The organism is Streptomyces sp. NPDC005706, from assembly GCF_040631045.1.
Taxonomy (GTDB): domain Bacteria; phylum Actinomycetota; class Actinomycetes; order Streptomycetales; family Streptomycetaceae; genus Streptomyces.
This window is the reverse complement of record NZ_JBEXYS010000012.1, coordinates 122,187-148,131: the sequence shown is the minus strand read 5'-3', so window position 1 is coordinate 148,131 and position 25,945 is coordinate 122,187. Positions and strand designations below refer to the sequence as shown.

21 protein-coding genes and 4 pseudogenes are annotated in these 25,945 nt (G+C 69.9%); 11 read left to right on the top strand and 14 right to left on the bottom strand.

The genetic code is table 11. The annotated features are described in order from the left end of the window. The first annotated feature begins 77 nt into the window (after positions 1-77). Positions 78-452 carry a hypothetical protein gene (locus ABZ478_RS20995; RefSeq protein ID WP_359551560.1) on the top strand — a complete coding sequence of 125 codons (375 nt, stop codon included), beginning with the start codon at positions 78-80 and terminating at the stop codon, positions 450-452. A 194-nt stretch (positions 453-646) separates the two neighbouring features. After that, on the top strand, positions 647-1,051 hold the full coding sequence (locus ABZ478_RS20990; RefSeq protein ID WP_359551557.1) for a metalloregulator ArsR/SmtB family transcription factor: 405 nt from the start codon (positions 647-649) through the stop codon (positions 1,049-1,051). Here ABZ478_RS20990 and ABZ478_RS20985 read toward each other — a convergent pair. The 6 genes from ABZ478_RS20985 to ABZ478_RS20960 all read right to left on the bottom strand — a co-directional run bounded on the left by ABZ478_RS20985 (position 1,029) and on the right by ABZ478_RS20960 (position 6,344). Beyond that, the gene (locus ABZ478_RS20985; protein ID WP_359551554.1) at positions 1,029-2,114 is read right to left on the bottom strand and encodes a tartrate dehydrogenase; all 1,086 of its coding nucleotides are present in this window, start codon (positions 2,112-2,114) and stop codon (positions 1,029-1,031) included. The two genes, ABZ478_RS20990 and ABZ478_RS20985, sit on opposite strands and share 23 nt — an antisense overlap. Before the next feature lie 112 nt (positions 2,115-2,226). Further along, the gene (locus tag ABZ478_RS20980; RefSeq protein ID WP_359551551.1) at positions 2,227-3,126 is read right to left on the bottom strand and encodes a LysR family transcriptional regulator; all 900 of its coding nucleotides are present in this window, start codon (positions 3,124-3,126) and stop codon (positions 2,227-2,229) included. Positions 3,127-3,150: 24 nt separating this feature from the next. Next, the gene (locus ABZ478_RS20975; protein WP_359551548.1) at positions 3,151-4,323 is read right to left on the bottom strand and encodes a glycerate kinase; all 1,173 of its coding nucleotides are present in this window, start codon (positions 4,321-4,323) and stop codon (positions 3,151-3,153) included. Beyond that, positions 4,323-5,723 (bottom strand): C4-dicarboxylate transporter DctA, encoded by a 1,401-nt coding sequence (dctA, locus tag ABZ478_RS20970; RefSeq protein ID WP_359551546.1) that lies wholly within the window; start codon positions 5,721-5,723, stop codon positions 4,323-4,325. The genes ABZ478_RS20975 and dctA overlap by 1 nt, the downstream gene beginning before the upstream one ends. Before the next feature lie 155 nt (positions 5,724-5,878). Beyond that, complete coding sequence (locus tag ABZ478_RS20965; RefSeq protein WP_359551545.1) at positions 5,879-6,019, bottom strand: hypothetical protein; 141 nt, start codon at positions 6,017-6,019, stop codon at positions 5,879-5,881. A 121-nt stretch (positions 6,020-6,140) separates the two neighbouring features. Beyond that, positions 6,141-6,344: a hypothetical protein gene (locus tag ABZ478_RS20960; protein ID WP_359551680.1), complete on the bottom strand. Its 204-nt coding sequence runs from the start codon at positions 6,342-6,344 to the stop codon at positions 6,141-6,143. A gap of 458 nt (positions 6,345-6,802) precedes the next feature. Here ABZ478_RS20960 and ABZ478_RS20955 point away from each other — a divergent pair, with 458 nt between their 5' ends. Further along, a complete protein-coding gene (locus tag ABZ478_RS20955; protein WP_359551542.1) occupies positions 6,803-9,649 on the top strand; it encodes a SpoIIE family protein phosphatase in 2,847 nt (948 codons plus the stop codon). A gap of 401 nt (positions 9,650-10,050) precedes the next feature. Next, positions 10,051-10,203, top strand: a pseudogene (locus ABZ478_RS20950) (IS701 family transposase); the annotation flags it as partial. 5 nt (positions 10,204-10,208) lie between these two features. Here ABZ478_RS20950 and ABZ478_RS20945 read toward each other — a convergent pair. After that, positions 10,209-10,862 (bottom strand): annotated as a pseudogene (locus ABZ478_RS20945) (IS701 family transposase); the annotation flags it as partial. Between the two features lie 166 nt (positions 10,863-11,028). Here ABZ478_RS20945 and ABZ478_RS20940 point away from each other — a divergent pair. Continuing rightward, complete coding sequence (locus ABZ478_RS20940; protein ID WP_359551539.1) at positions 11,029-11,433, top strand: type II toxin-antitoxin system PemK/MazF family toxin; 405 nt, start codon at positions 11,029-11,031, stop codon at positions 11,431-11,433. 117 nt (positions 11,434-11,550) lie between these two features. Here ABZ478_RS20940 and ABZ478_RS20935 read toward each other — a convergent pair whose 3' ends face one another. Both ABZ478_RS20935 and ABZ478_RS20930 read right to left on the bottom strand, forming a co-directional pair. Beyond that, the gene (locus ABZ478_RS20935; RefSeq protein ID WP_359551536.1) at positions 11,551-12,267 is read right to left on the bottom strand and encodes a hypothetical protein; all 717 of its coding nucleotides are present in this window, start codon (positions 12,265-12,267) and stop codon (positions 11,551-11,553) included. A 32-nt stretch (positions 12,268-12,299) separates the two neighbouring features. After that, on the bottom strand, positions 12,300-12,872 hold the full coding sequence (locus ABZ478_RS20930) for a hypothetical protein (RefSeq protein WP_359551534.1): 573 nt from the start codon (positions 12,870-12,872) through the stop codon (positions 12,300-12,302). Between the two features lie 9 nt (positions 12,873-12,881). Between ABZ478_RS20930 and ABZ478_RS20925 the strand changes: the two are divergent. The 5 genes and pseudogenes from ABZ478_RS20925 to ABZ478_RS20905 form a co-directional block, all read left to right on the top strand. Next, positions 12,882-13,058: pseudogene (locus ABZ478_RS20925) on the top strand (transposase); the annotation flags it as partial. An 88-nt stretch (positions 13,059-13,146) separates the two neighbouring features. Next, positions 13,147-14,179, top strand: a pseudogene (locus ABZ478_RS20920) (AMP-binding protein); the annotation flags it as partial. A gap of 178 nt (positions 14,180-14,357) precedes the next feature. After that, a complete protein-coding gene (locus tag ABZ478_RS20915) occupies positions 14,358-14,963 on the top strand; it encodes a TIGR00730 family Rossman fold protein (protein ID WP_359551531.1) in 606 nt (201 codons plus the stop codon). Between the two features lie 44 nt (positions 14,964-15,007). Next, a complete protein-coding gene (locus tag ABZ478_RS20910) occupies positions 15,008-15,409 on the top strand; it encodes a VOC family protein (RefSeq protein ID WP_359551528.1) in 402 nt (133 codons plus the stop codon). A 324-nt stretch (positions 15,410-15,733) separates the two neighbouring features. Further along, the gene (locus ABZ478_RS20905) at positions 15,734-16,192 is read left to right on the top strand and encodes a hypothetical protein (RefSeq protein WP_359551526.1); all 459 of its coding nucleotides are present in this window, start codon (positions 15,734-15,736) and stop codon (positions 16,190-16,192) included. A 66-nt stretch (positions 16,193-16,258) separates the two neighbouring features. Here ABZ478_RS20905 and ABZ478_RS20900 read toward each other — a convergent pair whose 3' ends face one another. The 5 genes from ABZ478_RS20900 to ABZ478_RS20880 all read right to left on the bottom strand — a co-directional run bounded on the left by ABZ478_RS20900 (position 16,259) and on the right by ABZ478_RS20880 (position 22,240). Further along, entirely contained in the window at positions 16,259-17,233 is a 975-nt protein-coding gene (locus ABZ478_RS20900) for an antibiotic biosynthesis monooxygenase (protein WP_359551523.1), read from the bottom strand. A 6-nt stretch (positions 17,234-17,239) separates the two neighbouring features. Beyond that, on the bottom strand, positions 17,240-19,957 hold the full coding sequence (locus ABZ478_RS20895) for a molybdopterin cofactor-binding domain-containing protein (protein ID WP_359551522.1): 2,718 nt from the start codon (positions 19,955-19,957) through the stop codon (positions 17,240-17,242). Next, positions 19,954-20,781, bottom strand: a complete 828-nt coding sequence (locus ABZ478_RS20890; RefSeq protein WP_359551520.1) for an FAD binding domain-containing protein — start codon at positions 20,779-20,781, stop codon at positions 19,954-19,956. The genes ABZ478_RS20895 and ABZ478_RS20890 overlap by 4 nt, the downstream gene beginning before the upstream one ends. Positions 20,782-21,033: 252 nt before the next feature. After that, a complete protein-coding gene (locus tag ABZ478_RS20885) occupies positions 21,034-21,774 on the bottom strand; it encodes a VOC family protein (protein WP_359551517.1) in 741 nt (246 codons plus the stop codon). 175 nt (positions 21,775-21,949) lie between these two features. After that, positions 21,950-22,240: a hypothetical protein gene (locus tag ABZ478_RS20880; RefSeq protein ID WP_359551515.1), complete on the bottom strand. Its 291-nt coding sequence runs from the start codon at positions 22,238-22,240 to the stop codon at positions 21,950-21,952. Between the two features lie 495 nt (positions 22,241-22,735). Between ABZ478_RS20880 and ABZ478_RS20875 the strand changes: the two genes are divergently transcribed. Continuing rightward, complete coding sequence (locus ABZ478_RS20875) at positions 22,736-25,921, top strand: TIM-barrel domain-containing protein (RefSeq protein WP_359551513.1); 3,186 nt, start codon at positions 22,736-22,738, stop codon at positions 25,919-25,921. Positions 25,922-25,945: the final 24 nt, after the last annotated feature.

Below are 25,945 nucleotides of genomic sequence, written 5' to 3'. Positions count from 1 at the left end.
CGGTGCGCATACGGTGCGTTCACGGGCGGGCCCGGAAACGGAGCCGGCCGCAGCCGATATCCAAGGGGAGGGCGCCGATGGCGACTGTGGAAGTGGCGTTGAAGGAAATGGTGACCGGGATCGAGGGGGCACTGGGGGCGGCTGTCGTCGACTACACCAGCGGCATGGCCCTTGGCACGCTGGGCGGGGGCAAGGACCTGGATCTGACGGTCGCCGCCGCCGGGAACACGGACGTGATCCGCGCCAAGGTGCGCACCATGGAACTCCTGGGACTCCAGAGCCAGATCGAGGACATCCTGATCACGCTGGGCGGGCAGTACCACCTCATCCGGCTGGTGACCGGCCGGGACGGGAACGGCCTGTTCCTCTACCTCGTGATCGACAGGGCCCGCTCGAACCTGGCCATGGCACGCCATCAGCTCAAGCGGATCGAAGGGCAACTCGAGGTGTAGGGCCTGCTCGAAACCGGGCTGACGTATTCCCATGAATTGAAGAATTCTTCAAGCCATCACATGGAGAGGACGACAATTCATGAACGACAGCCGCCCGGACCGAGAAGGATGAAGAGGCAGGACTCATGGCGCGGCCGCGTCGCCGGTGGCACCGCCGCGCCATGAGAGGCCCCTAGACAGGCGGGAAGAACGCTATGCAGGTTCCTCTTTACCAAGCCAAAGCAGAGTTCTTCCGCATGCTCGGACACCCCACGCGCATCAGGGTCCTGGAACTGCTGCAGCACGGCCCGGTCCCCGTGAGGGACTTGCTCGCGGACATCGAGATCGAGCCCTCCAGCCTCTCCCAGCAGCTGGCCATCCTGCGCCGCTCCGGCATCGTGGTGTCCACGCGCGAGGGCTCCACCGTCACCTACGCACTCGCCGGTGGCGATGTGGCCGAACTCCTGCGTGCGGCGCGCCGCATCCTCACCGAGTTGCTGGCCGGGCGGAACGAGCTCCTGGCCGAACTGCGGCAGACCGACACCTCCCCGCCAGGGGCGACGGCGGCGACCGACGACTCGGTCAGCGCGGGCACCGTCAGGGGTTCAGCGCGTCGATGAGTGCCTTGGTGACGTCCTCGGTGGAGGCGTTACCGCCGACGTCGCGGGTGAGGACGCCCGCGGCCGTGGTCGCCTCGATCGCCTTGTGGAGGCGGGCCGCCTGGTCGGACAGGCCGAAGTGCTCCAGCATCAGGGCCGCGCTGCCGACCGCGCCGATCGGGTTGGCCAAGCCCTGACCCGCGATGTCCGGGGCGGAACCGTGGACCGGCTCGAACATGCTGGGGAAGCGGCGCTCGGGATTGAGGTTGGCGCTGGCGGCCAGGCCAAGGCTGCCGGCGAGCGCGCTGCCGAGGTCGGAGAGGATGTCGGCGTTGAGGTTGGAGGCGACGACGACCGAGAGGTCCTCGGGCTTTAGGACGAACTTCGCGGACATGGCGTCGACCAGGACGCTTTCGGTCCGCACGTCCGGGTAGTCGGCGGCGACCCGCTTGAAGACGTCGTCCCAGAGCACCATGCCGTACTGCTGGGCGTTGCTCTTGGTGACGGAGGAGACCTTCTTGTGTGCCCTGGTGCGAGCCAGGTCGAAGGCGAAACGCATGATGCGTTCGCAGCCCACCTCCGTGAACAGGGCTGTCTGGACGGCGACTTCACCGCCCGGCCCTCGACCGCCGAGGTTGCGGCCGCCGAGGCCCGCGTACTCGCCCTCGCTGTTCTCCCGGACGACGACCCAGTCCAGCTCGGTGTCATCGGCCTTGCGCAGGGGGCTCACGACCCCCGGGAGGAAGTGCACGGGGCGGACGTTGGCCCACTGGTCGAAGTTCTGGCAGATCTTCAGCCGCAGTCCCCAGAGGCTGGTGTGGTCGGGGACGGTGGGCCAGCCGACGGCGCCGAAGTAGATGGCGTCGAAGTCCTTGAGCCGGTCGAGTCCGTCCTCGTCCATCATCCTGCCGGTGCGCTCGTAGTACTCGCAGCCCCAGTCGAACTCCTCCCACTCGAACGCGAAGGCTCCGGCGGATTCCTCGGCCAGGGCGTCCAGGACGGCGCGCCCTGCGGCGACGACTTCCTTGCCCACGCCGTCGGCGGGGATGGCGGCGATGCGGAACGTGCGGGGTGCGGTGGTCATGGGTACCTCCGGCTCACTCGGTGGATTCGCCTTCGAGTCAACACAGCGCGGTCGTACGGCGTCCAAGACGTGCTCTCGATGCGACGTATAGGCGCAGCCGATCGGTCGCGCGTCAGGCGTCACGAGCCCTTCGCCGGGCGAGCGACTCGGTCATGGCGAGGAAGGCGCGGGCGGCCGGCGTCAGGTGCGCGGGCAGGCTGACCATGGCCACGTGGAGGTGGGCGGTGGGCTCGATGGGGGCGACGACGGCACCGCAGCGGCGGGCCAGCCGGGTCCATGCGGAGGGCAGGACGGCGACCCCGACGCCGGTGAGGACCAGCGGCAGGATCGAGGTGCGGTGGTCGACGACCGTCACGATCTGGGTACCGCTGCCGCCCGCGGTGATGTCGTCGACGATGCTCCGCATCAAACTGCCGGTGCGCGAGGCGATCAGCTTCTGTCCGGCCAGATCCTCGGGCCGGACCGCGACGTCGTCCTCGATCGCCCCGCCGGGCGCGGCGACGACCACGAACGGCTGGTCCTCGACGTGGAGGACGTCCAGCCCGGCGGGGTTGACGGATGCGGCGCTGCCCAGCAGGCCCAGTTCGCAGGCACCGCTGCGGACCAGGGACAGCACTTCGTCCGGGGTGAAGGCGGCGTGCGTGCTCACGGTCACCGACGGATGCAGCTCGGCGAACCGGTGGATGAGCGTCGTGAGCGGTTCGATGCCGGGCGAGGGCATGGTGGCGACCTCGACCGTGCCGCCGTGCAGTCCGGTGAGCGCGGCGGCGGTGTCCCGTACGGCGGCCAGGTCGCGGAGCACGCGCCGGCTCGGCTCCAGCAGTTCCCGGCCGGCCTCGCTGAGTACGACGCCGCGCCCCACCCGGTGGAAGAGGACCACTCCGAGGTCGGCCTCCAGGTTCGCCATCGCCTGGGACAGCGACGGCTGGGCGACGTGGAGGGCGGCGGCGGCCCTGCTGAAGCCGCCGTGCTCGACGATGGCGAGGAAGTACTCCAGTTGCCGGGCGTCCACCGTGCCTCCGCCGATCGGTCTCTCCTAGGGCAGGGCCAACCTATCCGCCGGTGCCTTCCCGTCCGCGCACCCGGTGATCCACCGGCCAGCGAGCGTCCGCCCGCACTGCGTGAGCAGGCGTGCGGACAGGGCGCTGTCGGTCGCGCAGTCCTGGTCGGTGAGATCGGTCAGGGCCTGCACGGAACGGAAGTGGCGGGCGGCACGGTCGGCCGGCAGCGTGCAGCGGCCGGCCACGGCGTGCACCTCCGTGCCGTGCCGGCGGGCCCGCCGGGCGAGTGCGACCGGCAGCTTGCCCGCCAGGGACTGCGCGTCCAGGCTGCCCTCACCAGTGACGACGAGGTCGCTCGTGGCCAGCAGTTCGTCGGCGCCGAGCAGGGTCAGGAAGTAGTCCGCTCCCGGGCGGACACGCCCGCCCAGCAGCATCCCGGCGTATCCGAGTCCGCCGGCCGACCCGGCCCCCGGCGTCCCGGCGAGGGACGCGGCCTCCGTGACGCCCGCCGCCGTCAGCCGCCGTACGAAAGAGCCGAGTCCGTCGTCCAGTCGGCGCACGTCGTCCGCGCTTGCTCCCTTCTGGGGTCCGTAGACGGCGGCCGTGCCCGTGGGGCCGAGCAACGGGTTGTCCACATCGGTGGCGAGGATCAGGTCGACACCCGCCAGCGCGGCCCGGGCGTCGGCGAGGCCGACGGTGTGCAGATCGCCGAGCGCTCCCCCGCCCGGTCCGATCGGCCGGCCGTCCTCGCGGGCCAGCACCGCGCCGAGGGACTGCAGCAGGCCCGCTCCGCCGTCGGTGGTGGCCACGCCGCCGAGCGCGAGGACGATCGTGTCCGCGTCTGTCGCCAGTGCGTGCCGGATCGCCTGGCCGATGCCCCGGCTGGTGGCCGTGAGCGGGGCCTTGCGGCCGCTTGGCAGGACGCCGAGTCCGCAGACCGCGGCCGCTTCGATGAGGACGGTACGGCCGTGCACCGCGACGTCGGCCGTGACGGGCCGGCCGGTGGGGCCGGTCACCACGATCTCCTCGCGGCGGAACCGGCCCGCACAGGCGGCGGCCACGCTCCCCTCTCCCCCGTCCGCCAGAGCGAGCCGGCTGACCCGGGCGTGCGGGGCGGCCTGGAGCAACCCTCGTTCGACGGCGAGGGCGACGTCGTCAGCGCTGAGGGAGCCCTTGAACTTGTCCGGAGCGATCAGTACGGACACCATCAGGGAGTCACCTCGGCGGTCCGCGCGGCCGACGGTGCGACGGCCGGACGGGCCGTCTCCGGCGTGTCCTCGGCCGTCATCGGCGGCTCTCCCTCCTTGCCCGCGAGTACCGCGCGGGCCCGTTCCAGGTCCAGTCCGTTCTCCCACCTGGCCACGACGAGGGTGGCCACGGCGTTGCCGAAGAAGTTCACCAGTGCCCGGCACTCCGACATGAACTTGTCGATGCCGAAGATGAGCATGATGCCCGCCGCCGGAACCGAGCCCACCGTCGAGAGCGTCGCGGTGAGCGCGATGAACCCCCCGCCCGCGACGCCTGCCGCGCCCTTGGAGGTGAGCAGCATGACGGCCAGCAGCCCGAGTTGCTCACCGATGGAGAGCGAGGTGTCGGTGGCCTGGGCGATGTAGAGGGTGGCCAGGGAGAGGTAGATCGCCGCCCCGTCCAGGTTGAAGCTGTAGCCCGTCGGTACGACCAGTCCGACCGTGGACCGCTCCGCGCCCATGAACCGCAGCTTGCGCATCAGCCCGGGCAGCGCCGGCTCGGCCGTGGAGGTGCCGAGGATCAGCCAGAACTCCTCCTTGAAGTAGCGGAAGAGCTGGAAGATGTTCAGCCGCACGTAGAGGGCGAGTACGCCGCCGAGCACGGCCACGACGAACAGCGCCGAGGTGACGTAGAAGAGGACGATCAGCGAGCCGAGGCTGGTCAGCGTGGACAGGCCGAACTTCCCGATGGCGTACGCCATCGCGCCGAAGGCACCCAGCGGCGCGGCCTTCATGACGAAGGACAGGACCTTGAAGACGACCTCGGTCAGCTTTCCCACGGCGGCGGTGATCGGCTCGCCGGTCTTCCCGACCATCTTGACCGCGATGCCGAAGACAACGGCGAGGAAGATGACCTGGAGGATGTTCCCCTCGACGAACGGGCCGAAGAAGCTGTCCGGCACGATGCCGGTGAGGAACTCCCACCAGTGCTGGTGCTCGCCCTGGGAGATGTACTGGCCCGCGTCGCCCGACGTCCTGAGGGTCGACGGGTCGGCGTGCACGCCGTCGCCGAGGCGCACGACGTTGATGGCCACGAGACCGGTGAGCAGCGCGACGAGCGTGCCGACCTGGAAGTAGGCCAGCGCCTTGACGCCGGTGCGGCCGACCTTCCGCAGATCCGCGACGCCGGCTATGCCGCCGATGATCGTCAGGAAGACGATCGGACCGATCAGCATCTTCATCGCGGTGATGAACGTCGTCCCGATCGGCTCCATGTCGGTGGCGAGATCCGGCCACCGCCAGCCGAGTACGATGCCGATCACGATCGCCATTAGCACCTGAACGTACAACTGCCGGTACCACGGCGTCGCCGTGATGCGTGTGGCCTGTTCGGCTCGTCCGCTGCCCGGGGTATGCGTCATTGCGGCCTCCTGATCGCGCGCAACCGAGCCCGATCGGTACGCGCCAGCTTTCGCCACAGTGAAGCGGGCCCTAGCTGAGGGGGTCCACGACCAAAAATCGATACCCCGTATAGGCGTTGCCTATCCGTCTTGCTTCACCGGGAGCGGCGCGGTCGTCAGTGGCACACGAACGACTTGTTCACCGTGCTGGTGCTCAGTGCGCACGTCCGGCCCCTGACCGCCCCGTCCGCGTCATGGAAGGTGAGGTTCCAGGTGCCGCCGCCGTCGGCCAGTTCCGCGTCGAGTACGTGCGTCACCCATTCCAGAGGTGCCGGCGCGGACCTCGTTCGACCGTCGTCACGCCAACCCCTGGCTCGGGCACTCCAGTTCAGCGCGGGGGCGGCACCAGGGCCGACGCCGAGGGGTGGCCCGCCCCGGTCACGACGCCGGGCCGGTCGAGTGGCCGCGGCCCGGGGCCCACGCGGCTGCGGGAGGAACGTGCGAGCCGAAGGCATGCGCCGCGGCCTGCGGTATCGCCCGTGCCAGGTCGTGGTGTATGCGGTCGGCCTCCCCGCGGACCTCGGCGGGGACGTCGCCGCGCTCGGCGACGAGGCGGCTGTAGATGGGGGTGTCCTGGAACAAAGCGGGGTCTGCTCTCTTCATCTCGGTGGGTGGGCGGCGGATTCGCGCTCACAGCCGTGGGCCCGGCCCAACTGGTTTATCACGTCTGCGAACTGGTGCCGCGCGGCCGACCGGCGGGAGGGACGACCGGCCTGCCGTCCGCGCGGCACCCACGCGCTTCGTCGATCGCGGGTTCGTTCACCTGCCGCACACTCGTGACCACCGGCGCGCACGCTTCTTCCCCGGGTTCTCCCGATGCCGGGGCGCGTCACCGGCCGGGGAGGTTCGATCAGTGACGCACAGCGACCCGACGCCACCTGCGGTTACCCCATTGCGAAAAACTCGCGGGCAGGCTTGAATCGCCGCAATTCGTCCACATTAGGATTGTTTCGACGGAAGTAGATCGCTGGCGGTCCACGACCAATCGCATACAGCCCAGCGAGTAGCCGAGCGGTGAGCGGAGGCGACAGTCGGCCGTGGTGAACACCAGAAGCAGCGATGCGAACGGCATCGACTCGTCCATGACCCGCGCGCACCGTCCGCCGCAGCAGGCGCAGGGACAGCGCACGCGGACCGTGCGCTCCCTGGAGAGGCATCGCACCCGGATGCGGCTGCTCGACGCCGTGGACGAGGACCGACGCGATGCCGAGGTGCTGCGGACCGCACTCCAGCAGGCGGTGGCCGAGGTGCACGGTCTGGGCGGCATGGTGCATCTCCCGGGCGGCGGCATGAGCGGCATCCTCTACCTCGTCGCCGACAGTGGCCTGCCGGAGTCGATGACCCGGCCCTGGCTGATCATCCCGGCACGGGGCGCGGCGCCGCCCAGCAGGGCCGCCCGTGAGAACACCACGATCCGGCAGGCAGACCTGGCCCCGCCCGACCCGGTGCCGGGCCGGGACCCCGCCGTCCTGTGGCCTTCCCGGGTCCCCGCCGGCATCGCCCATCTGGCCGTTCCCATTCCGGGCGGCAATCGGCGACGCGGCGCGCTCTCGGTTCTCTTCGCCGTGGGCGACGAGCCCGGCGCGGCGGAATGCGCGTTCCTCGACGAGGTGGCGGCCTGGATGTCCGCGAGGCTCAGGGCGTCCGGCATCCTCAATCCGTCCCCCGGCCTGCTGCGGGCCCTGGAGAACGGGCCCGAGTCGACGGAAGAGTCTCCATGGGACGCGGAAGGGGCGCCCTACGTCACGTACACGTGGGACCTGCGTACCGGCGGGCTGGCCTCCGACCGACCGATCGAGGAGGTGCTGCCCGGCATCGATCCCGAGGTGGCGGTCGGCGGCATCGAGGCGTGGGCGGCGCTGATCCACCCGGACGACCTGCCGGGGGCGGTGACCGGCTTCGACATGGGCATCCAGCTCCGCGGCGGCTTCCAGGACGAGTACCGGATCCGGCGCCAGGACGGCACCTACCTCTGGATCGAGGCTCGTGCCCGGACGGTCACCGACGAGGCGGGGGCCCCGGTGAAGGTGATCGGCACCCTCCGGGACAGCAGCGAGACGCACACCGCCGCCGCGTCGGTGGGACGGGCGCTGCGGCACATGAGCGACGGCTTCGTGTCGCTGGACACCGACTGGCGCGTCGGCTTTCTCAATCAGGCCGCCGAGCGGCTCTTCGGCGCCGCCGGAGAGGTGGCCGGAGCGTTGCTCTGGGACATCCCCGCGCTGCACGCCGTGCCGGGACTGGAAGAACGGTGCCGGGCCAGGGTGGCCGAGGGCGAACCGACCGGGTTCGACGTGCCGGGGCCGGACGGGACGTCCTGGTACCACCTACGGCTGGTGCCGGTGCCGGAAGGTGTCACGCTCTACATCACCGACACCACCGAGCGGCATCAGCGCGAAGTCGAGCGGGCCGACGCGGAGCGGGCGGCCGCAAAACGGGCGGCCCTGGTGCAGCGGGTCACGCGGGAGCTGGCCGAGGCCGCCACGGCCCAGGACGTGATGGCGGCAGTGGCCGACGGTGTGATGACCCCTCTCGGGGCCAGCGGGCTCATCATGCTCGGCGTGGTCGGCGACCGGCTCACCGTGGTCGGCTCCCGCGGATATTCCGAGCGCTTCACCCGCCTGCTGGACGGCAGGTGGGCAGCGGGGGACACGACGAACCCGGTGGGGTACGCCCTGCACACCCGCGCTCCCCTGTGCATCTCCTCCGCCGAGGAGATGCTGAAGGACTACCCGGCGACCAGGATGCTGGTCCGGGAAGGAGGCAAAGAGACGTGGGCCTTCCTGCCGCTGGCCGTGTCGGGGCGCGATATCGGCGCGGCGGTGATCTCCTTCGGCCGGCCGCGGGCGCTGGACGACGACGAGAAGACGCTGCTGACGGCGCTCAGCGGGCTGATCGCGCAGGCACTGGAACGTGCCGGGCTCTACGACGAGGCGACGACCCGGGCCCGCACCCTGCAGCGCAGCCTGCTGCCGCAGGCACTGCCCGAGCTGCCCGAGGTGACGACGGCGGCGCGCTATCAGCCGGCCAAACAGGGAGCCGACGTCGGCGGCGACTGGTATGACGTGATCCCCCTTTCCGCGGCCCGGGTGGCGCTGGTGATCGGCGACGTCATGGGCCACGGTATGGCCGAGGCCGCCACGATGGGCGGCCTCCGCACGGCCGTGCGGACCCTCTCGGAGCTGGAGCTGCCGCCCGACGAGATCCTCGGTCACCTCAACGACATCGTCGGCGACCTGGGTACCGATGCCTTCGCGACCTGCCTGTACGGCATCTACGACCCGGTGACCCGGCGTCTGTCGTACGCCAGCGCCGGTCATCCGCCGCCGGCGGTGGCCCACCCCGATGGCACCGTGACCTTCCTCCCCGTGGCCCCGGACCCGCCGCTGGGGGTGGCCGCTCCCCCGTTCGAGGCCCTTGAGACCCTGCTGCCCGCCGACAGCCTGCTCGCCCTCTACAGCGACGGCCTGGTCGAGAGCAAGGAGAGGGACGTCGCCATCGGCATGCGCCACCTCGCGGAGCTCCTCTCGCAGTCCATGCACACCAGGTCGGTCTCGCTCGCGAACACGCCCGATCTGGATGCCCTCTGCGCCACGCTGACCTCTGCCCTTCTCCCCGCCCAGAGCGCGCTGAGCGATGACGCCGCCCTGCTACTGGCCCGCACCCACCCGCTGACCCCGGAGAACGTCACCGAGTGGCCGTTGCCGGAGGACCCGATGGCCGCCGGCCAGGCCCGTGAACTGGTCCGCGCACAGCTCACGGACTGGGGCCTGGCCGATGAGGACCTCGTCATGACCACCGAACTCCTGGTCAGCGAGCTGGTCGGAACGTCGTCCGGCACGCCTGCGGCCCCATCCGGCTGCGCATGCTCCGCAGCCGCACACTGACCTGCGAGGTCTCCGACGCCAGCCTGACGACACCGCACATCCGCCACGCCTCCGCCACCGACGAGGGCGGGCGCGGCCTGCAGCTCATCTCCGCGCTCTGCCAGCGCTGGGGCACCCGCCACACCCGGACCGGCAAGTCCATCTGGACCGAACAGCCGCTCCCCACGGGTTCAGGCTGATCCGGAGACTCCGGGACGCGACGCTCCGGCGCCCCCGTTTCGGTTACCTGGATGTCTCGAGGCAGTTGAGCAGGCGGCGTTGGCAGACACGGATCGATCTGGATCGCGACGACGGGCCAGTTCCGGGTGGGCACAGGAGCCCGGTAGACCCGGCTGGCGTACACCAGACCGGAATCGATGTGGTCCGCGGCGAGGCCGTGGATGCCCAGTTCGCCGAGCCTCCGCGCCGACATGCTGGCCAGGAAGCTGCTTAAGAGGGCCTGGCAGAAGCTGTCCGCAGGGGCCGGAGCCAAGGGCCACCGCTTCTGCGACTGGGCCGTCATCGACCTCACCGACCCCCGGCCCGGGAGCCGGCAGTTGCTGATCCGCCGCAACTTCCTGGCGCCTGTGGTGACTTCGTGCGAGCAGGCCACCGCGAGGACGTAACCGGTGCCACGTTCCTCCAGCGTGGCGCGCAGCCTCGGGTTGCCGCCGTAGACTTCGTCTCCCGCGACCCAGGCGGCCCGGTGGCCGGCGTCGAGGAATCGGGTGACCATGCGAGCGGCCAGTTCCGGCTTGGTCGCGAACTCCGTGTTGTCACCGAGGCCGGCTGCCCGGCAGCGGTCGGGGTCGGAGGTCCAGGAACGCGCAACGTACAGTTCCCGGTCCAGCGCGGCGTGCCCGCGCCGCCCGGCGTAGACCAGATGGACGGCGACCTGGGCGTTCTCGATCCCGCCCGCGGTGCCGGTGTACTGCCGCTGGGCACCGACAGTGTCGGTGCCCTTCTTCACGTCGCCGGTCTCGTCGACAACCAGGACTGCCTCGTCGTCGTGCAAATGCTCGACCACGTGGGCGCGCACGTCGTCGCGGACCTGGCCGGCGTCCCACTTGGCCCGCCCGAGCAGGTGCTGCATGCCGTCCGGGGTCCTGCCCCCGGCCCGCTCGGCGATGGTCCGGTAATTCTTGCGCGGCAGGTCCGACAGCAGGCCGAGTAGCGACTTCCGGGCCCGGCGCCGGGATTCCACCCGCGTGAACCGTCCCCCTATCCGGCTCATCAGGCCCTCGAACGCTTCCTGCCAGCGGGCAGGGTCTACGCTGTGACCTGCGGCCACCGCGTGATCGTCTGTCTTCACGCGCCGATGATCAACGGTGGCCGCACCCGTCTCCACAGGGCATCAGGGTCGCACAGCGTCTGCCTGCCGTCCTGCATCTGGAGGACTTGTGGAACGTGGCGAAGTCTGGTGGGTTCAGTTCGACGAGCGGAGGCTGGTCGTACTTCTGTCGGGAGAGGACACGTCCGGGATCCGGGTGATGCAGGTCGTCGCTCCCGCGAGCGTCGACATCAGCGGTCTGGGCATCGAAGTGACCGTGGGCGCCGCTGAAGGACTGCCGTTCGAAGGCGTGCTGCGGCTCGCGTTCCCGCGTCCAGGCTTCACCCCGTGCACGTGGCTGACCACTGTGTCCCGGGACGACCTGATAAAGCGGGAGACCGTCCTGTCTTCCACGAAGCTCAGCGAGATTGACGAAGCCCTCCGACTCGCTGAACAAGCGCAGGAGCGGACTCCGGCAACGACCGCGAAGCTCAGCGAGATAAGGGACGCCCTCCGTCTCGGTGAACTCGGGTAGACGAAGGAGAAGCCGACGCCCGCGACAGCGTGGGCGATCTCGGGCGAGATGATCCACACCGGCCACCTGCCACCTCGGCGCCCCTCACCATCAAGATCACGATCTACGGCTGGAGCATTAGCCCTGGCAGGTCTGTGCGGGTATGGAGAAGACCTGCGAACCGTCACGCGTGATCCGGTAGCACTGCCGGGTGGTCTCTTCCGACACCACGACCGACACCCTCACCGTGCTGCCGGTGCTCGTGACGGCGCTGACCGTGAGGAACCGCCGGTAGGGCGCGAGGGCCCTACGCACTCCGGCACGGTTCAGCTCCGACGCTTCCAAAGCAGCGACACGCTGGCCGGCTATCCGGGCGCCGCTGCCGATCGAGGCAGACGGGCCACAGGTGTCGTACTTCAAGACGGACATCGTCGATGTCCAACCGTAGCCTTTCGCCGGGGCGTAGGTGTATGCGAGGCATCTGTTGATCACGCCCTGGCTGATGCCGAAGAGTGTCCTGGACTCGTACTCGACCCGTTTGAGCACGCGGGCCCTGAACGTGTGACGGGACGCATCGTAGGAGATCGCGGGAGCGCCGGTGTGCTGGTGGATTACAGCTGTGAGAGCGTCCGGATCAGCTGAGGTTTCATTACCGAGGGCATGTATGGTCTCGTTCTTCGTTCGGCGGAGCTGGTCGTCGAGCGTCAACAGAGCCTGCTGCCGGTGCTCGGCATTGACCTTGTCGGTGTGCCATGACCAGTACCACAACGCGCCGAGTACGGTGCTGAGCACGAAGATCAGCACGACCAGGACGGTCAGACAGCCGGTGGTCATGGCACGCTCCAGCCGTGCCATGACCACCCGACCGCGCCCGTGAAGGGACTGCACTAGCTGCCCTTGTATCCGATGTCGGCCAGAGCCTGGCCCATGACCTGTGCGTAGCCTGTCGTTCCGGCGTTCTTCGGGTGGAACGATTCGAGGCTGAGGCAGGTGTTCTGCCCCGGCTTGGGAATGCAGGGAGCCTGGTTGGCGGGGTCTCCGTCGTGGAAGTCACCGTCCCCATTGGGACCTGCCACTATTCCGTTGATCCATTCGTCGCTGTCACACAGCCCATGGCCCTTGAACGCGGGGATGGGATTGACGAACGCCACCTTGGTGCCGCTCCTCTTCAGCTCGTCGACCTTGGCCTTCTGCTTGTCGCGCATGTAGTCAGCCAGGTAGTTCAGCGTATCGAAGTCGCCCGCCCAGCACTGACTTTCGCCGACGATGTGGGGGTAGCCCATGAGAACGATCTGCGCGTTCGGTGCCGCATTGGCGATCTCGTCGATCACGGTTCCGGTATCGGTGACCGCTTGGTCGATCTTTCCCGTGTAGCCGTTCCTGTCGCATACGCCGATCACGTAGCAGTTCTTGACGGCGTTGGTGAGGTTACCGCCGTCGTTTCCGCCGATGGTCAGCATGACCAGTGTCGTGCGGCTCTGCGCGGGATCGTCTACGTCCTGGGCACGGGTGTGACCTGGGCGGACGTGCCGACCGAGACGATCGGCTGCAGTGGAGTGGCGTGCTGGCGGCGTCTGAGGGACTGGACCGAGGCCGGCGTCCGGCCCCGCCTGCACGAGATCCTCATCGCGGAACTCCGCAAGGCCGGACTGTTGGCCGACCGCCCCCGCGGCCGACGATGCGGTGCGCTGGGAGGACACCCTCGCCGCCCCCGCGGAGCCCGTCTTCGAACAGGTGCCGTTCGACGCCCCGCTGTGGGTGCTGTTCTCGTCCGGCACCACCGGTACGCCCAAGGGCATCGTGCACGGTCACGGCGGAGTCCTGCTCGACCATCACAAACTGCTCGGCCTGCACCTCGACCTGGGACCCGGCGACCGCTTCCTCTGGTACACGACGACCAACTGGATGATGTGGAATATGGTCGTCTCCGGCCTGCTGGTCGGCGCGACGATCGTGCTCTACGACGGAGGCCCCGCCCACCCCGGGCCGGGGCGCCTGTGGGACCTGGCCGCCGAGCACCGCGCCTCGGTCCTCGGCGTCAGCCCCGGCTACCTCCAGGCTTCCGCCAAGGCCGGTCTCGAACCCGGACGCGACCTCGACCTCGGCGCGCTGCGCGTGCTCGGATCCACCGGTGCGCCGCTGCCGACACAGTCCTACCACTGGGTCCACGACCATGTCGGCCCCCGTGTCCAGGCCGACTCCACCAGCGGCGGCACCGACATCGTCAGCGGCTTCGCCGGCAGCGCCCCCACCACCCCCGTGTGGCACGGCGACTGGATGACCCGCACCGCGCACGGCAGCGTCATCGTCTCCGGCCGCTCCGACTCCACCCTCAACCGGCACGGAGACGGCTGGGCAGCGCCGACACCTACGCCGTCGTGGACGAACTGCCCGGCATCCGCGAGAGCCTGGTCATCGGCGCCGAACTCCCCGACGGGCGGTACTGGATGCCCCTGTTCGTCGTCCTGGAACCCGGTCACGAACTCACCGACGACCTGCGCGGTGCCCTGGCGGCGGCGATCCGCACCCACGCTTAACCACGGCACGTCCCCGACACGATCGTCGAGGTGCCCGCCCTGCCGCACACCCCACCGGCAAGAAGCTGGAAGTCCCCGTCAAACGATTGCTCCAGGGCGCCGGTATCGACCAGGTCGCCGGCCGCGAGGCCGTCGACGACATCGCGGCACTGGAGTACTTCACCCGGTTCGCGCCCTCTCCCGGCGGTACGACCCCGTCCGCACCCGGCGCCGCCGGGCCCACCCCCTGACCTCCGGACCGGCGCAGGCGCGCCCGCCCACGCTCGAAAGGCGGGGGCCCGCCGGGTGGAACGGTCAGTGCCCGCTCCTGGGAACGGGGACGGCATCCCCGCGCAGGAAAACCCTTGGTCAGCGCCGGTGTGCCTGTGGTAGACCGGAGGCTCCGCCGCAACCGTCCCGGAGTACTTCATGCGCCGCCTCGCCGTCTTCCTCGCCTCCTCCGACGGACACGACCCGGCACACGCCGAACTGGCCGCCGGCGTCGGCACGGAGCTGGCCCGGCGCGGGATCGGTCTCGTCTACGGCGGTGGCCGGCGCGGGCTGATGGGCGTGGTGGCGGACAGCGTGCTGCAGGCGGGTGGCGAGGTCATCGGCGTCATGCCGCGCAGCATGGCCGAGCGGGAGTGGGCGCACGAGAAGGTGACGGAGCTCCTCCTGTGCGACTCGATGCACGAGCGCAAGGCGATCATGGCCGAGCATGCCGACGCCTTCGTCGCCCTGCCCGGCGGGCTCGGCACCCTGGAGGAGATATTCGAGGTGTGGTCGTGGCGCCAGCTCGGCTTCCACACCAAGCCGGTCGGTTTCCTCGACGCGGGAGGTTTCTGGACGCCGCTCCTCGGCGCCCTGCGCGGCATCGCCGACTCCGGTTTCCTCCCCGCGTCCACCCTCGACGACCTCGCCATCGCTCCCGACCTGTCCGGTCTACTGGATGTGCTGGAGGAGCGGCTGCGCAGCGTCCCGCGGCCCGCGCGCGGAAAGCAGGAACGCCATTCGGTCCGTGAGGCAGGCGACTGACCGGCCCGGGCGACACCACGACAGAGAGCTTCGAAGGAGCCCCCTTGAACGTCACCGCCTTCACCGTGTCCCTCACCGTGGCCGACGTGGACGCCTCCCGTGACTTCCTGTGCACCCATCTCGGTTACCAGCAGGCGATGGCCGCCGACGGTTTCGCGTCCTTGACCCGCGACGACGCGGCCGCCGACATCGTGTTGCTCCGCCAGGGCATCGAAGTGCTGCCGGCCGAACAGCGCGACCGCCACGCCACTGGCCTGATCCTCGCCCTCACCGTCACCGGCATCGAGGCCCAGGAACGGCGCCTGCGAAACGCCGGCGTACCCATCACCATGCCGCTGCGCGAAGAGCCCTGGGGTGAGCGGCTGTTCCAAGTGACCGACCCCAACGGCATCGTCATCCAGCTCGTCGAGTGGGCCGCACCCCCTGCCGGCGATCCCGTGGCGTAGCCGGACGTCCGCCCGCACCACGGCGGGCGCCGGCGCGCGGATCGAGTAAGGGCGGAGGCAATCCCCTCGAGCGCCGGTCCCGTACCTACTTCACCGGAGGCAATCCCTCCCCGGGAGTGACTCCGATCCGAGCCCGACCGGAGGGCTTACGGCCGGAGTGCACCGTACCCACCCCTGTGCGTGTGCTGAGCGGCTTTTCCCATCCCGCGTGTACGAATGCTTCGGGACCGGTCCGCGCGATCAGTCAAGCATCCTCGGCCAGCTGTCCGCGGAGGCCGAAGCCGTGCTTCGACTCATGGCCGCCGGTGTCCGTCTGGAGTCGCCATGAACTCCGTCTCCACCACCGACTTCGCTCTGAGAGGACTGGGAGCGTGCTGTGCGGTCGGCAACGCCGTGCTGCACGTTCTTCTCGTCCCGGATCACCTTGAGGAGAAGTTCTACATCGGGCTGCTGTTCGCCGTCGGCAGTGCCGTCATGCTCGTCGTGGCGGCCGCGCTCGTGGTCGGGAAGCGCCCCATGGCCGCATGGCTGACAGGAGCGGCCGTCAGCCTCGGCATGATCATCGGATTTTGTCTGTCGCGCACCGTCGGCCTGCCCTACGGCTATTACGAGCCCGGCTGGGAGCCGCCGTACGGCCCGCTGTCCCTGATCGTCGAGGGCCTGTTCGTTCTCGCGTTCCTCACCTGGCTGGGAACCGGGTCAACGGCGGGCGTCGCCCGGACGCCATCACACAAGGCGGTCACCGGGCGGACGCCGCCCGCGCGCGTGACGGAGAGGAAGTGAGCGCCGAAGCCCTTCCGCCTCGGGACGCAGCCCTGGCCGACCCTGGGCGGCCGGGTGGCCGCCGGGTCACGGCAGCGTCCAGAAGCGGACCGTGACCAGGTAGAAGACGGCGGCCCAGAAGGCCATCGCGACCGCGACGATGCCGAGGCCTCGCAGGTTGGCCTTCGCCGCGGGTTCGTCCGGTGAGGGCCGCAGCCAGCGGCCGAGCAGGGGGTTCACGTAGTAGGGCATGGTCAGGAAGCTCATGGCGAAGCTCGACAGCAGGTTGCCCACGAGCAGGCCGATCCAGAGCGGCAGGTGGAGCGGGAACAGCGCGAGCGTCAGGAGCACGACGGTCGGGTACAGGCCGACCCAGACGGCGAGGGAGGTCCTGGTCTCGGAGGGCGGCGGTGGTGCCTCCTTGCCGTTGCCCTCGAAGGCGAACCAGCTGCCGAACGAGTTGTCGATCGTGCGGAGTCTGAAGTCCTTGAACTTCTCGCCCTCGGCCAGGATCTCCCGCCGCTGCGGCGACGTCAGCCAGGCGTCGAGGTGTTCGGCGGTGTCGTAGCGGTACAGCGTGGTCCACTCCTCCTGGAGGCCCTCGATGGGCCGGAAGAGTTCGGTCCCGCGAAACCCCTCGAACTTGGCTTCCTCCTGGACCATGTGGTGCTGCCATTCGAGGAAGTCCTCGACCTGGTTCGGGTGGACGCGGTGGGTGACCACCACGGTGACCAGCGGATCCAGTGACTGGGTGCCGCTGCTGACCACCTGCTGGGTCGCCGGGCCGTCGAAGTACTTGGCGCCGACGTCGAGATACGTCTGCCTGGTCGCGCTGTTGATCCAGGCCTGCAAGTGGGCCACCGAGTCGAAGCGGTACACGACGACCCGGTCCGGTTGCAGCGCTGTCGGCGGGGAGATCTCGGCGCCGAGGAAGCCGGGGTAGTAGGCGGCCGCGGCGTTGAGGTTCTCCTGCCAGGACTCGTACTCGTCTTCCACCCCTGGCAGGATCTTCTGGCCGATGATCGCCGTCGCCGCGGCGGCCACGTTCCTTTCGGTGCCCATGGCGGCTCAACCTGCCGACACCGACTGCTCCGCGGGGAGCCGGCCGTAAACGCGTTCCGGAGTCAGCGGCAACGCGCGGTAGCGGACGCCCGTGGCGTCGTGCACCGCGTTCGCGAGCGCGGGGGCCACCGGGTTGACGCAGCACTCCGCCATGCCCTTCGCCCGCATGGGGCCCACCGAGTCGGCCGTGCCCACCAGGAGGATTTCGGTGCGGGGGATGTCGGCGTAGGTGGGGATGCGGTAGTTCCGGAGGTTGGGGTTGACCATGACGACGTTGTCGTCGACGTGATGGTTCTCGGTCAGCGCGAAGCCGATGCCTTGTGCGACACCGCCCTCGATCTGTCCCCGGACCTGCGCCGGGTTGATGATCACCCCGGCGTCCGCCGCGTGCACGCTGTACAGGATGCGTATCTCACCCGTCACGCGGTGCACCGCGACCTGGAATGCCTGCGTGTTGGAGGTGACGCTCCGGGGCGAGCCGTATGCCTTGCGTGCCGCGGTGAACCGGATGCCACGCGCCCGGGCCAGCGCGACGAGTTCGGCCAGCGACATCCGCCGGTCGCCGCAGAGGACACCGTCGTCGTCCATCGTGCACATCACGACATGGACACCCGTGTGTGCCGCGGCGAATTCCAGGATGCGGTCGCGCACGGCGTTGGCCGTCCGGAGGACCGCGTTGCCCGCCACGAAGAGGCCCGCGCTCGCGAAGGCACCGGTGTCGAATCCGGTGCGGTCGGTGTCGGACTGCACCAGCCGGACGCGCGACGGCGTCGTGCCCAGCTGGTTGGCCGCGATCTGGACGTGGGCGGTGGTGGTGCCCTCCCCGAACTCGACGGTTCCGACGGCCAGTTCGTAGATGAGATCGTCGCCCAGCGTGACCCAGGCCTCGGAGAGGTGGTCCGTCGGGGGCGCGGTCTCGTGCAGCGAACTCGCCACGCCGGTTCCGACGAACCACTCGGGGCCGGGAGGCGGCCGGTCGGCGCTACGGGCGAGGGCTTCGCCCACCAGGTCGACGCACTTGGCGAGTCCGTCCTCGGTGAAGATCACGTCGTCGGGCCCGTCGTCCATGGCGACCAGGGGCTCGCCCGGCCGCACGATGTTGCGCCGGCGCAGTTCCAGCGGATCGAGGTGGACGGCGCGGGCCAGTTCGTCCATCGCCGACTCCACGGCGAACGCCGGCTGCGTCATCCCGTAGCCGCGCAGCGCCCCGCTCGGCACGGTGTTGGTGTAGACGGAGTACGCGTCGTACCTCTTGTTGGGGCAGCGGTAGATCATGACGGCGGCTCCGCCCGCGTACGCCGTTTCGCCTCCGTGGTTGCCGTAGGCACCCGTGTTCGACACGTTGCGCACCTGGAAGGCGGTGAGCGTGCCGTCGGCCTTGGCGCCGAGCTTGACCGTGAGGGTCATCGGATGCCGCGGCGAGGCCGTGGTGAACTCCTCCTCACGGGTGTACTCCAGGCAGGTGGGCCGCCCGGTGTCCAGGGTGGCGAGCGCGACCAGGTCCTCCGCGATCACCTCCTGCTTGCCGCCGAACCCGCCGCCGACGCGCTGGCAGAACACCCTGACCTGGTCCGGGCGCAGCGCGAACAGGTACTCCAGTTTGACCTTCGCGATCGACGGTGACTGCGAACTGGTGCGGACGTTCAGACGGCCGTCCTCCATCCAGGCGATCGACCCGTGGGTCTCCAGATGCGCGTGCTGCACCCGCGGCGAGAAGTACGTGCCTTCGTGGATCACGTCGGCCGCGGCGAATCCCGCGTCGACGTCGCCGATGTGCGCGTGGAGTTCGAGCAGGATGTTGTGGACCGGGTCGCGAACGAACGGATCGTCGGAGCCGTGCAGTTGGGGTGCGCCGTCGGCCATCGCCGCCTCGGGGTCGAACACCGCCGGCAGCACCTCGTACTCGACCGCGAGCCGCCGGCAGCCCTCCTCGGCCGCGCCGACCGTCTCGGCCAGGACCGCGGCGACGCGCTGGCCGGCGAAGCGCATCGTGTCGTCGAGGATGTAGGTGTCGTCCGGGTCGACCAGGTGGTCGGTGTGGATGGCCGTGGTGAAGCGTCTGTGGGGCACGTCCTGCCAGGTGTAGACCCGGTGCACGCCGGGGACCGCGAGGGCCGCGCTCTTGTCGATCGAACGGATCCGGGCGTGCGCGTGGGGTGAGTGCAGCACTTTGAGGTGCAGCATGCCGTCGATCCGCGTGTCCATGGTGAACTCGGCGTGCCCGGTCACCACGTCGTGGCCCGCGGGCGCGCCGACGCTCGTCCCGACCGCCTTGCCGGGGGCCGCCGTCTCCACCGCGGCGACGCCCTTCACGGCGTCCTCGATCGCGCGGTATCCGGTGCAGCGGCAGAGGTTGCCCTTCAACGCCCTTGGCAGGTCGGCCTTCTGCTCCTCGGTGAAGGTCGCCGACGTCATGATCATCCCGGCGGTGCAGAATCCGCACTGGAATCCCGGTGCGTCCTCGAACTGCCGCTGCATGGGGTGCGGGGCGCCCGGCCGTCCGAGGCCTTCGATCGTGGTCACTTCGCGCCCGTCCGCGCGGAAGGCGGGGGTGATGCAACTGTGCACCGGCGCGCCGTCCAGCCACACCGTGCAGGCGCCGCAGTCGCCGGCGTCGCAGCCCTTCTTGACGCCGAAATGGCCGAGTTCACGCAGGAAGGTGCGCAGGCACTGACCGGGGGCCGGTTCCCGGTCGAACTCCCTGCCGTTCACGAGGTAGCTCATGCGAGGTCCCCAGCCGTGAGTTCGCGGCAGATCTCCTCGGCGAAGTGCCGTGCCAGATGCCGACGGTGGTCGGGAGTCCCGTTGGGATCGGCGTACCAGAGATCGGCGGGCACGGCGTCGACGCTCTGCCGCACGGTTCGGGCATCGGGCAGGGAATCGAAGGCGATGCGGACCGGCCGGGTGGTGCCGGCGGTGATGGTGAGCAACAGGTCGCTCCCTCCCAGCCGTTGGGTGCCGACGAGGAACACCGTCGAACGGCCGAGCCGCGTCAGCGTGAAGCGACGATGCGCGGTGCGTCTGCGCAACGCGTGCTCCGGGACGGTGACTCGCCTGAGGATCTCCCCGGGGGCGAGAATGTTGCGGTGGTCGCCCGTGACGAAATCGAGGGCGTCGACGAAACGCACGGAACCGTCGGGCGCCCACAGCTCGTACCGCGCCTCCAGCGCGACCGTCAGCGTGATCATCGGTCCGGCGGGCAGGGACATGCAGATGTTTCCGCCGACGGTCGCCGTGTTCCAGACCTTGAACGAGGACAGGAACGCCTCACAGCTCTTCCGGAAGAGGATTCCGGCGGTCCAGACCGCCGGCAACGGAAAGGCGTACAGGTCGCGGACGGTGCATGTGGCGCCGATCTCCAGACCCTCGTCCGTGCGGACAAGAGGTTCCCAGGGCAACGCCGTCAGGTCGACCAGCCGTCGCAGGTCCGGCTGGTCCACGGAATAGAGCCATGTTCCGCCCGCGAGCCAGGCGTCGCCCTCATGCCAGTCCAGGCCCGGCCGCTCGGACGGTCGCCGGACTACTTCGGTGATGGTGTTGAGGTCCATGAGAACCGACCTACAGGAGAACGTGCCCACGGGAGGACGACTGTCCCGTGACGCCTGCCGGCGTCGGTCTCACGCCGACCGGGCAGGCGTGAGCCGCCGTGCCGTACCGGTCGGGTGGCTGAGCGGCGAGAAGCCGGCTGACGCAGACCGTGAACGCATACACTTTCGCCACATTTTATCGCAGCGGCCCGATGCGGGCCTGGGGGCGCGGGAGCCGCCCCGGGGTGTCGGCGCGTCTCCCCGTCAGGGCGGTCAGGACAGGGCCAGGACGCAGAACTCGTGGCCTTCCGGGTCGGCCAGGCACGTCCACGGTACGTCGCCCTGGCCGACGTCGAGGTCGGTGGCACCGAGGGCACGCAGCCGGGCGACCTCCGCCGCTCTGTCGTCGCCGGGGTACGGCAGCAGGTCGAGATGGACGCGGTCCGGCACGGTCTTCGCGCCGGGCGTGCGGATGAACTCGAGATACGGGCCGCTGCCCCTGGCGGATCGCAACACCGCGTTGTCGTCGGTCACCTCGTGCAAGGTCCAGTCCATCGCCTCGCCCCAGAAGCGGGCCATGGCCCGTGGATCCGCGCAGTCGACCACCACCGCGGCGATCGGCCCGGTGTCCCGGTAGATCTCGCGGGGCTCCAATACGCAGAACTCGTTGCCCTCGGGGTCGGCGAGGACCGTCCACGGCACATCGCTCTGGCCCACGTGGGCGGGCGTCGCACCGAGAGCCTCAAGACGCGCGACCAGCTCCGCCCGATGTGCGGTGGAGGTGGTGGCGAGATCGAGGTGCATACGGTTCTTGGTCATCGTCTTGGGTTCCGGGACGGGAACGAGATCGATGCAGACGGCGACGGGATCCGGCCAGACGAGGCCGCCGCCGGGTCCGACGTACGTCGTCACACCGGGGCTGTAGGCACTCCAGCCGAGCGCCTCCGCCCAGAACCGGCCGACCGCCAAGCCGTCGCGGGCCTTCATGTTCACCTGAACGGGTCGCAGTGCCATGCCGGCGATCCTATGCACCCACCCGCACCCGCTCCGCGACGACGTCCGCGGATGCGGGAAGGGCAGCCGCACCCGACCGGAGCGGGCACAGCTTGCCGGGTGAAAGGGTGCCGTTGGTGCACCAGGGGGCGACGCCGGCCGTTCCGGTGTGTCGAGCCATCCGGCTCAGGGCGAGTCAGGCGTGCGCGTGGCGCGGTCCACTCGTCCTCCGTGAAGTGGCGTGCCGCGTGGGGCCGGCCGGGCTCGTGGTCTGGAGGCGCTGCAGCCACAGGCTGGCCGCCGCCAAGAGGCCGGCGAAGATGACGAGGAGGAGGGCGGAGACCCACATCTGCCGGCTCCCGGGCGACTGCCAGCCCGTCCAGGCGGTCGACGCGGCCCACAGCAGGGCGCCCACCGCGTAGAAGGCGCGGATCCGGCGCAGTTGTCGCACGGCCCGCAGGGACATGAGATCAGTCGTGGATGCCATGCCGGCCCGTGTACCCCGCCGGACGCCTTTCAGCGCTCCGGGATCGCCCCTGCCGCTTTCTTGCCCCGGGGCCTGCTGCTCGGTGTCTCGTTCGACGTCACCGAGCAGGGCCCGACGTGCCGACGCCGTCCACGGGATGTGCGATGCCCGGATCGGTGGCAGAAGGACGAACTCGGTTGCCATTTCTGCCTCCCGCCCCCTTATGGACACCTCATCAGGCGGCGTGCTCTCATGCTGGGTGCGTGATTTCCATCGTTGAAAGAGCAGGCGGCTCGTTCTGAAGAGGCCGCCTGTTCCGGTACTTCCGCACCTCGCCCTCCGGGAACAGACGCACCCCGCTTAAGTGCCGTCGGAGCCACGACGTGCGCGGGACGGATGAGCCGCCCGGCCGACACGAGAACGGAGTTGCGTATGCCAGCCCCATGGACAAGGCGCCGGCCGAGATCGACGCAGCGGCTGGCGGGGGGCGTCGTCGCCCTCGCCACGACCGCCACGATGGCGCTGACCCACACCAGCGCGGCGGCGGCAGGAGCCACGCCACGTGCTCACATCCCGACCGTCTCGTCGGGGGACGCCCGCTTCGAGATTCTCTCACCGACCCTGATCCGCACCGAGTACGCGGGAGACCGGAAGTTCACCGACGAGGCGACGTTCAACGCGATCGGCCGCAGCGCGTTCACACCGGCGGCCTACACCAGCACCACGTCCGACGGCTGGCTCACCATCAGGACGAGCGCCATGACCCTGCGCTACCGGGTCGGTTCCGGACCGTTCGACGCGCAGAACCTCTCCGTGCGGCTGACGGCGGGCGGCACACCGGTGACCGCCACCCCGTGGCACCGCCTGACCTGTACACCAGGCGCGTTGTGCGAAGCCGAGAGCCTTCAGCTCAGCGGCGTCTCCGTGGCCTCCGACCACAGCGGCCACACCGGGACCGGATTCGCGGCGGGTTTCGAGGGCACCGGCAGCTCGGTGTCCGCTGACATCGATGTCACCACTGCCGGGTCCTATGAGTTGGGCCTGAGGTACGCCAACTCCCGTGGTGGTGACGGCCGGACCGAGCCCCGCACGCTCACCCTGTCCGTGGACGGCGGCGCGCGGCAGACGGTGACTCTGCCGACCACGGCCGACTGGGACACGTGGGGCCTGGTCACCAAGAGCCTTCAACTCGGCGCGGGCCACCACACCCTCGCTCTGACCCGGGCCGCCTCGGACTCCGGTGACATCAACCTGGACAGCGTGGCACTCGGACGGCCGGGCGACCCCTACCCGCCGCGCTCGGCAACCGCGATCCCGGACTGCCGTTTCGGCGTGAGCTGTGAGGCGGAGGCGGCGCGGATCGGCGGCTCGGCGGTCAGTGCCACGGACCACGCGGGATACGCGGGCACCGGCTTCGTCGCCGAACTCGACCAGGGGGCGAGCTTGTCGGCCCATGTGGTCGGCGTGCCCGCCGACGGCGTCTACACCCTGCGGGTGCGGTACGCCAACGGCACGGGCGGCGACGGCCGGCACGAGGACCGCACCGCCACCGTCGGCGCGGGCGGCGCCACCGGCACCCTGACGTTCCCGGCGACGAAGGACTGGGACGACTGGCGGACGGCCTCGGTACCCGTGACCCTCAAGGCGGGCGCGAATGACGTCACCCTCGGCTGCCCGGACCCGGCGAGTTGTCACGTCAACGCGGACACCGTCTCCGTGGCCCGCCCGGAAACGGCCGCGCCCCCGCCTCATGTCGCGCTCGGCGGGTACCGGCGGGGCCTGGACGGAGTGAACGGCGGTTCTCCCGTCGTGACCACGCCCGGCCTGCTCAACAAGGACGGGTGGTATCTCCTGGACGACACGCCGTCGGCCCTCTACGACACCGCGACGCGCAAGGTCACACAGCGGCCCGGCCACGGCGGCGGTCCCTACCAGGACGGCTATGTCTTCGGCTTCGGGCACGACTACAAGCAGGCGCTGGCGGACCTGGCCGCCGTGACCGGGCCGCCCGCTCTGCTGCCTCAGTGGGCCTACGGCGTCTGGTACTCCGAGTACATCGACCGCACCGCGGCCGACTACAAGGACAGGATCCTGCCGGCGTTCCGGTCCGAGGGCGTTCCGCTGGACGTCCTGGTCACCGACACGGACTTCAAGGCCGTGAACGCCTGGAGCGGCTGGGAAATGGATCCCGCCAAGTTCCCCGATCCCCAGGGCTTCTTCGACTGGTCGGCCGCCCAGGGACTGCACAACACGCTCAACGTGCATCCCAGCATCCTCGCCTCCGACCCCCAGTTCGCCCAGGCGCAGGCCACGGCCAAGGGCAGGCTGACGAAGGGCGGCTGTGCCTCGGACGCCGGCGTGCAAGGCAACTGCTACACCTTCGACTTCGGCGACCCCGACCAACTCAAGGCGTACATGGACCTGCATCGCACGATGGATCGGCAGGGCAACGACTTCTGGTGGCTGGACTGGTGCTGCGACGCGTCGCAGTCCTCGCTGCCGGGCGTGACCCCGGACGCGTGGATCAACCAGCAGTACGCCGCCGCCGACCCCGGCGACCGGGGCTTCGTCCTGTCCCGGGCCTACGGCTCACTGCAGGCCGGCGGGTACAGCGGCCAGCAGGCGCTGCCGACCGGGCCGTGGGCGGACAAGCGCACGACCGTCCACTTCACCGGCGACACGTCCTCCACGTGGGGCGTGCTGAGGCAGGAGGTCGGCTACACGCCGGGCGAGTCCGCCGCGACCGGGATGGCCGCCATCACACACGACATCGGCGGCCACAACGACACGACGGGACTGACGGGTTCGGAGACGTACACGGACGGCGGCAGGCTCCGCACCACGAACAAGCTGCCCGACGACCTGTACGCACGCTGGGTCCAGTTCGGCACGTTCCAGCCGATCGACCGCCTGCACAGCAATCACAGCGACAGGCTGCCCTGGCAGTACGGGACGGCAGCACGCAGGTCAGCCGACAAGTTCCTCAACCTCCGCGAAAATCTGGTGCCTTACACCTACTCACTCGCCGAGGAGGCGCACCGCACCGGCGTGCCGATCGTCCGCCCCACCTATGTCGAGTACCCGGACGAGCCGCAGGCGTACGCCGTCGCGGACAGCGAGTACTTCTACGGCTCCGACATGCTGGTCGCCCCGGTGACCACGCCGGGTGACTCCGCCACCACGCCGGTGTGGTTCCCGCCCGGCCGGTGGACCGACTACTTCACCGGAAAGACGTACTCCGGCGGGACCACCCACGACGTCACCACCGATCTGGATTCGATGCCGGTGTTCGTCAAGGCTGGCGGCATCCTGCCCACGCGCACGCACGACGTCACGCACAACGAGCACAGCGCCCTGACCGACGTCACGCTGACCATCGCCACCGGCGCCTCGGGCTCGTACAGCCTCTACGAGGACGACGGCGCCACCGCGCCGAAGAGCGCGACGACGACGATCCGCTACCGGCAGACCGGATCGCGCCACACCGTGTCGATCAGCCCGGTGAAGGGGTCGTATCCGGGCCACGTCGGCAAGCGCCGGTGGACACTGACGCTCCTGGGGGCCGAGGCACCCGCCGAGGTGGCCGCCGACGGGGCGAAGCTCTCCCCCGACGCGTACCGCTGGGACGCGGGGACCGGGAAGCTGACCATCACGCTCCCGCGGCGCGGCGTGCACCGCCCCGTCACTGTCACCTACCAGTAGGACGGCCACCTGCCGGTAGGACGG

What these genes read in the sequence shown, in the direction of transcription:
- ABZ478_RS20890 (WP_359551520.1), bottom strand. Translation starts at nt 20,781, where the DNA reads ATGGACCTCAACACCATCACCGAAGTAGTCCGGCGACCGTCCGAGCGG.
- ABZ478_RS20900 (WP_359551523.1), bottom strand. Translation starts at nt 17,233, where the DNA reads ATGGGCACCGAAAGGAACGTGGCCGCCGCGGCGACGGCGATCATCGGC.
- ABZ478_RS20905 (WP_359551526.1), top strand. Translation starts at nt 15,734, where the DNA reads ATGAACTCCGTCTCCACCACCGACTTCGCTCTGAGAGGACTGGGAGCG.
- ABZ478_RS20990 (WP_359551557.1), top strand. Translation starts at nt 647, where the DNA reads ATGCAGGTTCCTCTTTACCAAGCCAAAGCAGAGTTCTTCCGCATGCTC.
- ABZ478_RS20915 (WP_359551531.1), top strand. Translation starts at nt 14,358, where the DNA reads ATGCGCCGCCTCGCCGTCTTCCTCGCCTCCTCCGACGGACACGACCCG.
- ABZ478_RS20975 (WP_359551548.1), bottom strand. Translation starts at nt 4,323, where the DNA reads ATGGTGTCCGTACTGATCGCTCCGGACAAGTTCAAGGGCTCCCTCAGC.
- ABZ478_RS20995 (WP_359551560.1), top strand. Translation starts at nt 78, where the DNA reads ATGGCGACTGTGGAAGTGGCGTTGAAGGAAATGGTGACCGGGATCGAG.
- ABZ478_RS20875 (WP_359551513.1), top strand. Translation starts at nt 22,736, where the DNA reads ATGGCGCTGACCCACACCAGCGCGGCGGCGGCAGGAGCCACGCCACGT.
- ABZ478_RS20935 (WP_359551536.1), bottom strand. Translation starts at nt 12,267, where the DNA reads ATGGCACGGCTGGAGCGTGCCATGACCACCGGCTGTCTGACCGTCCTG.
- ABZ478_RS20885 (WP_359551517.1), bottom strand. Translation starts at nt 21,774, where the DNA reads ATGGCACTGCGACCCGTTCAGGTGAACATGAAGGCCCGCGACGGCTTG.
- dctA (WP_359551546.1), bottom strand. Translation starts at nt 5,723, where the DNA reads ATGACGCATACCCCGGGCAGCGGACGAGCCGAACAGGCCACACGCATC.
- ABZ478_RS20880 (WP_359551515.1), bottom strand. Translation starts at nt 22,240, where the DNA reads ATGGCATCCACGACTGATCTCATGTCCCTGCGGGCCGTGCGACAACTG.
- ABZ478_RS20985 (WP_359551554.1), bottom strand. Translation starts at nt 2,114, where the DNA reads ATGACCACCGCACCCCGCACGTTCCGCATCGCCGCCATCCCCGCCGAC.
- ABZ478_RS20930 (WP_359551534.1), bottom strand. Translation starts at nt 12,872, where the DNA reads ATGCTGACCATCGGCGGAAACGACGGCGGTAACCTCACCAACGCCGTC.
- ABZ478_RS20895 (WP_359551522.1), bottom strand. Translation starts at nt 19,957, where the DNA reads ATGAGCTACCTCGTGAACGGCAGGGAGTTCGACCGGGAACCGGCCCCC.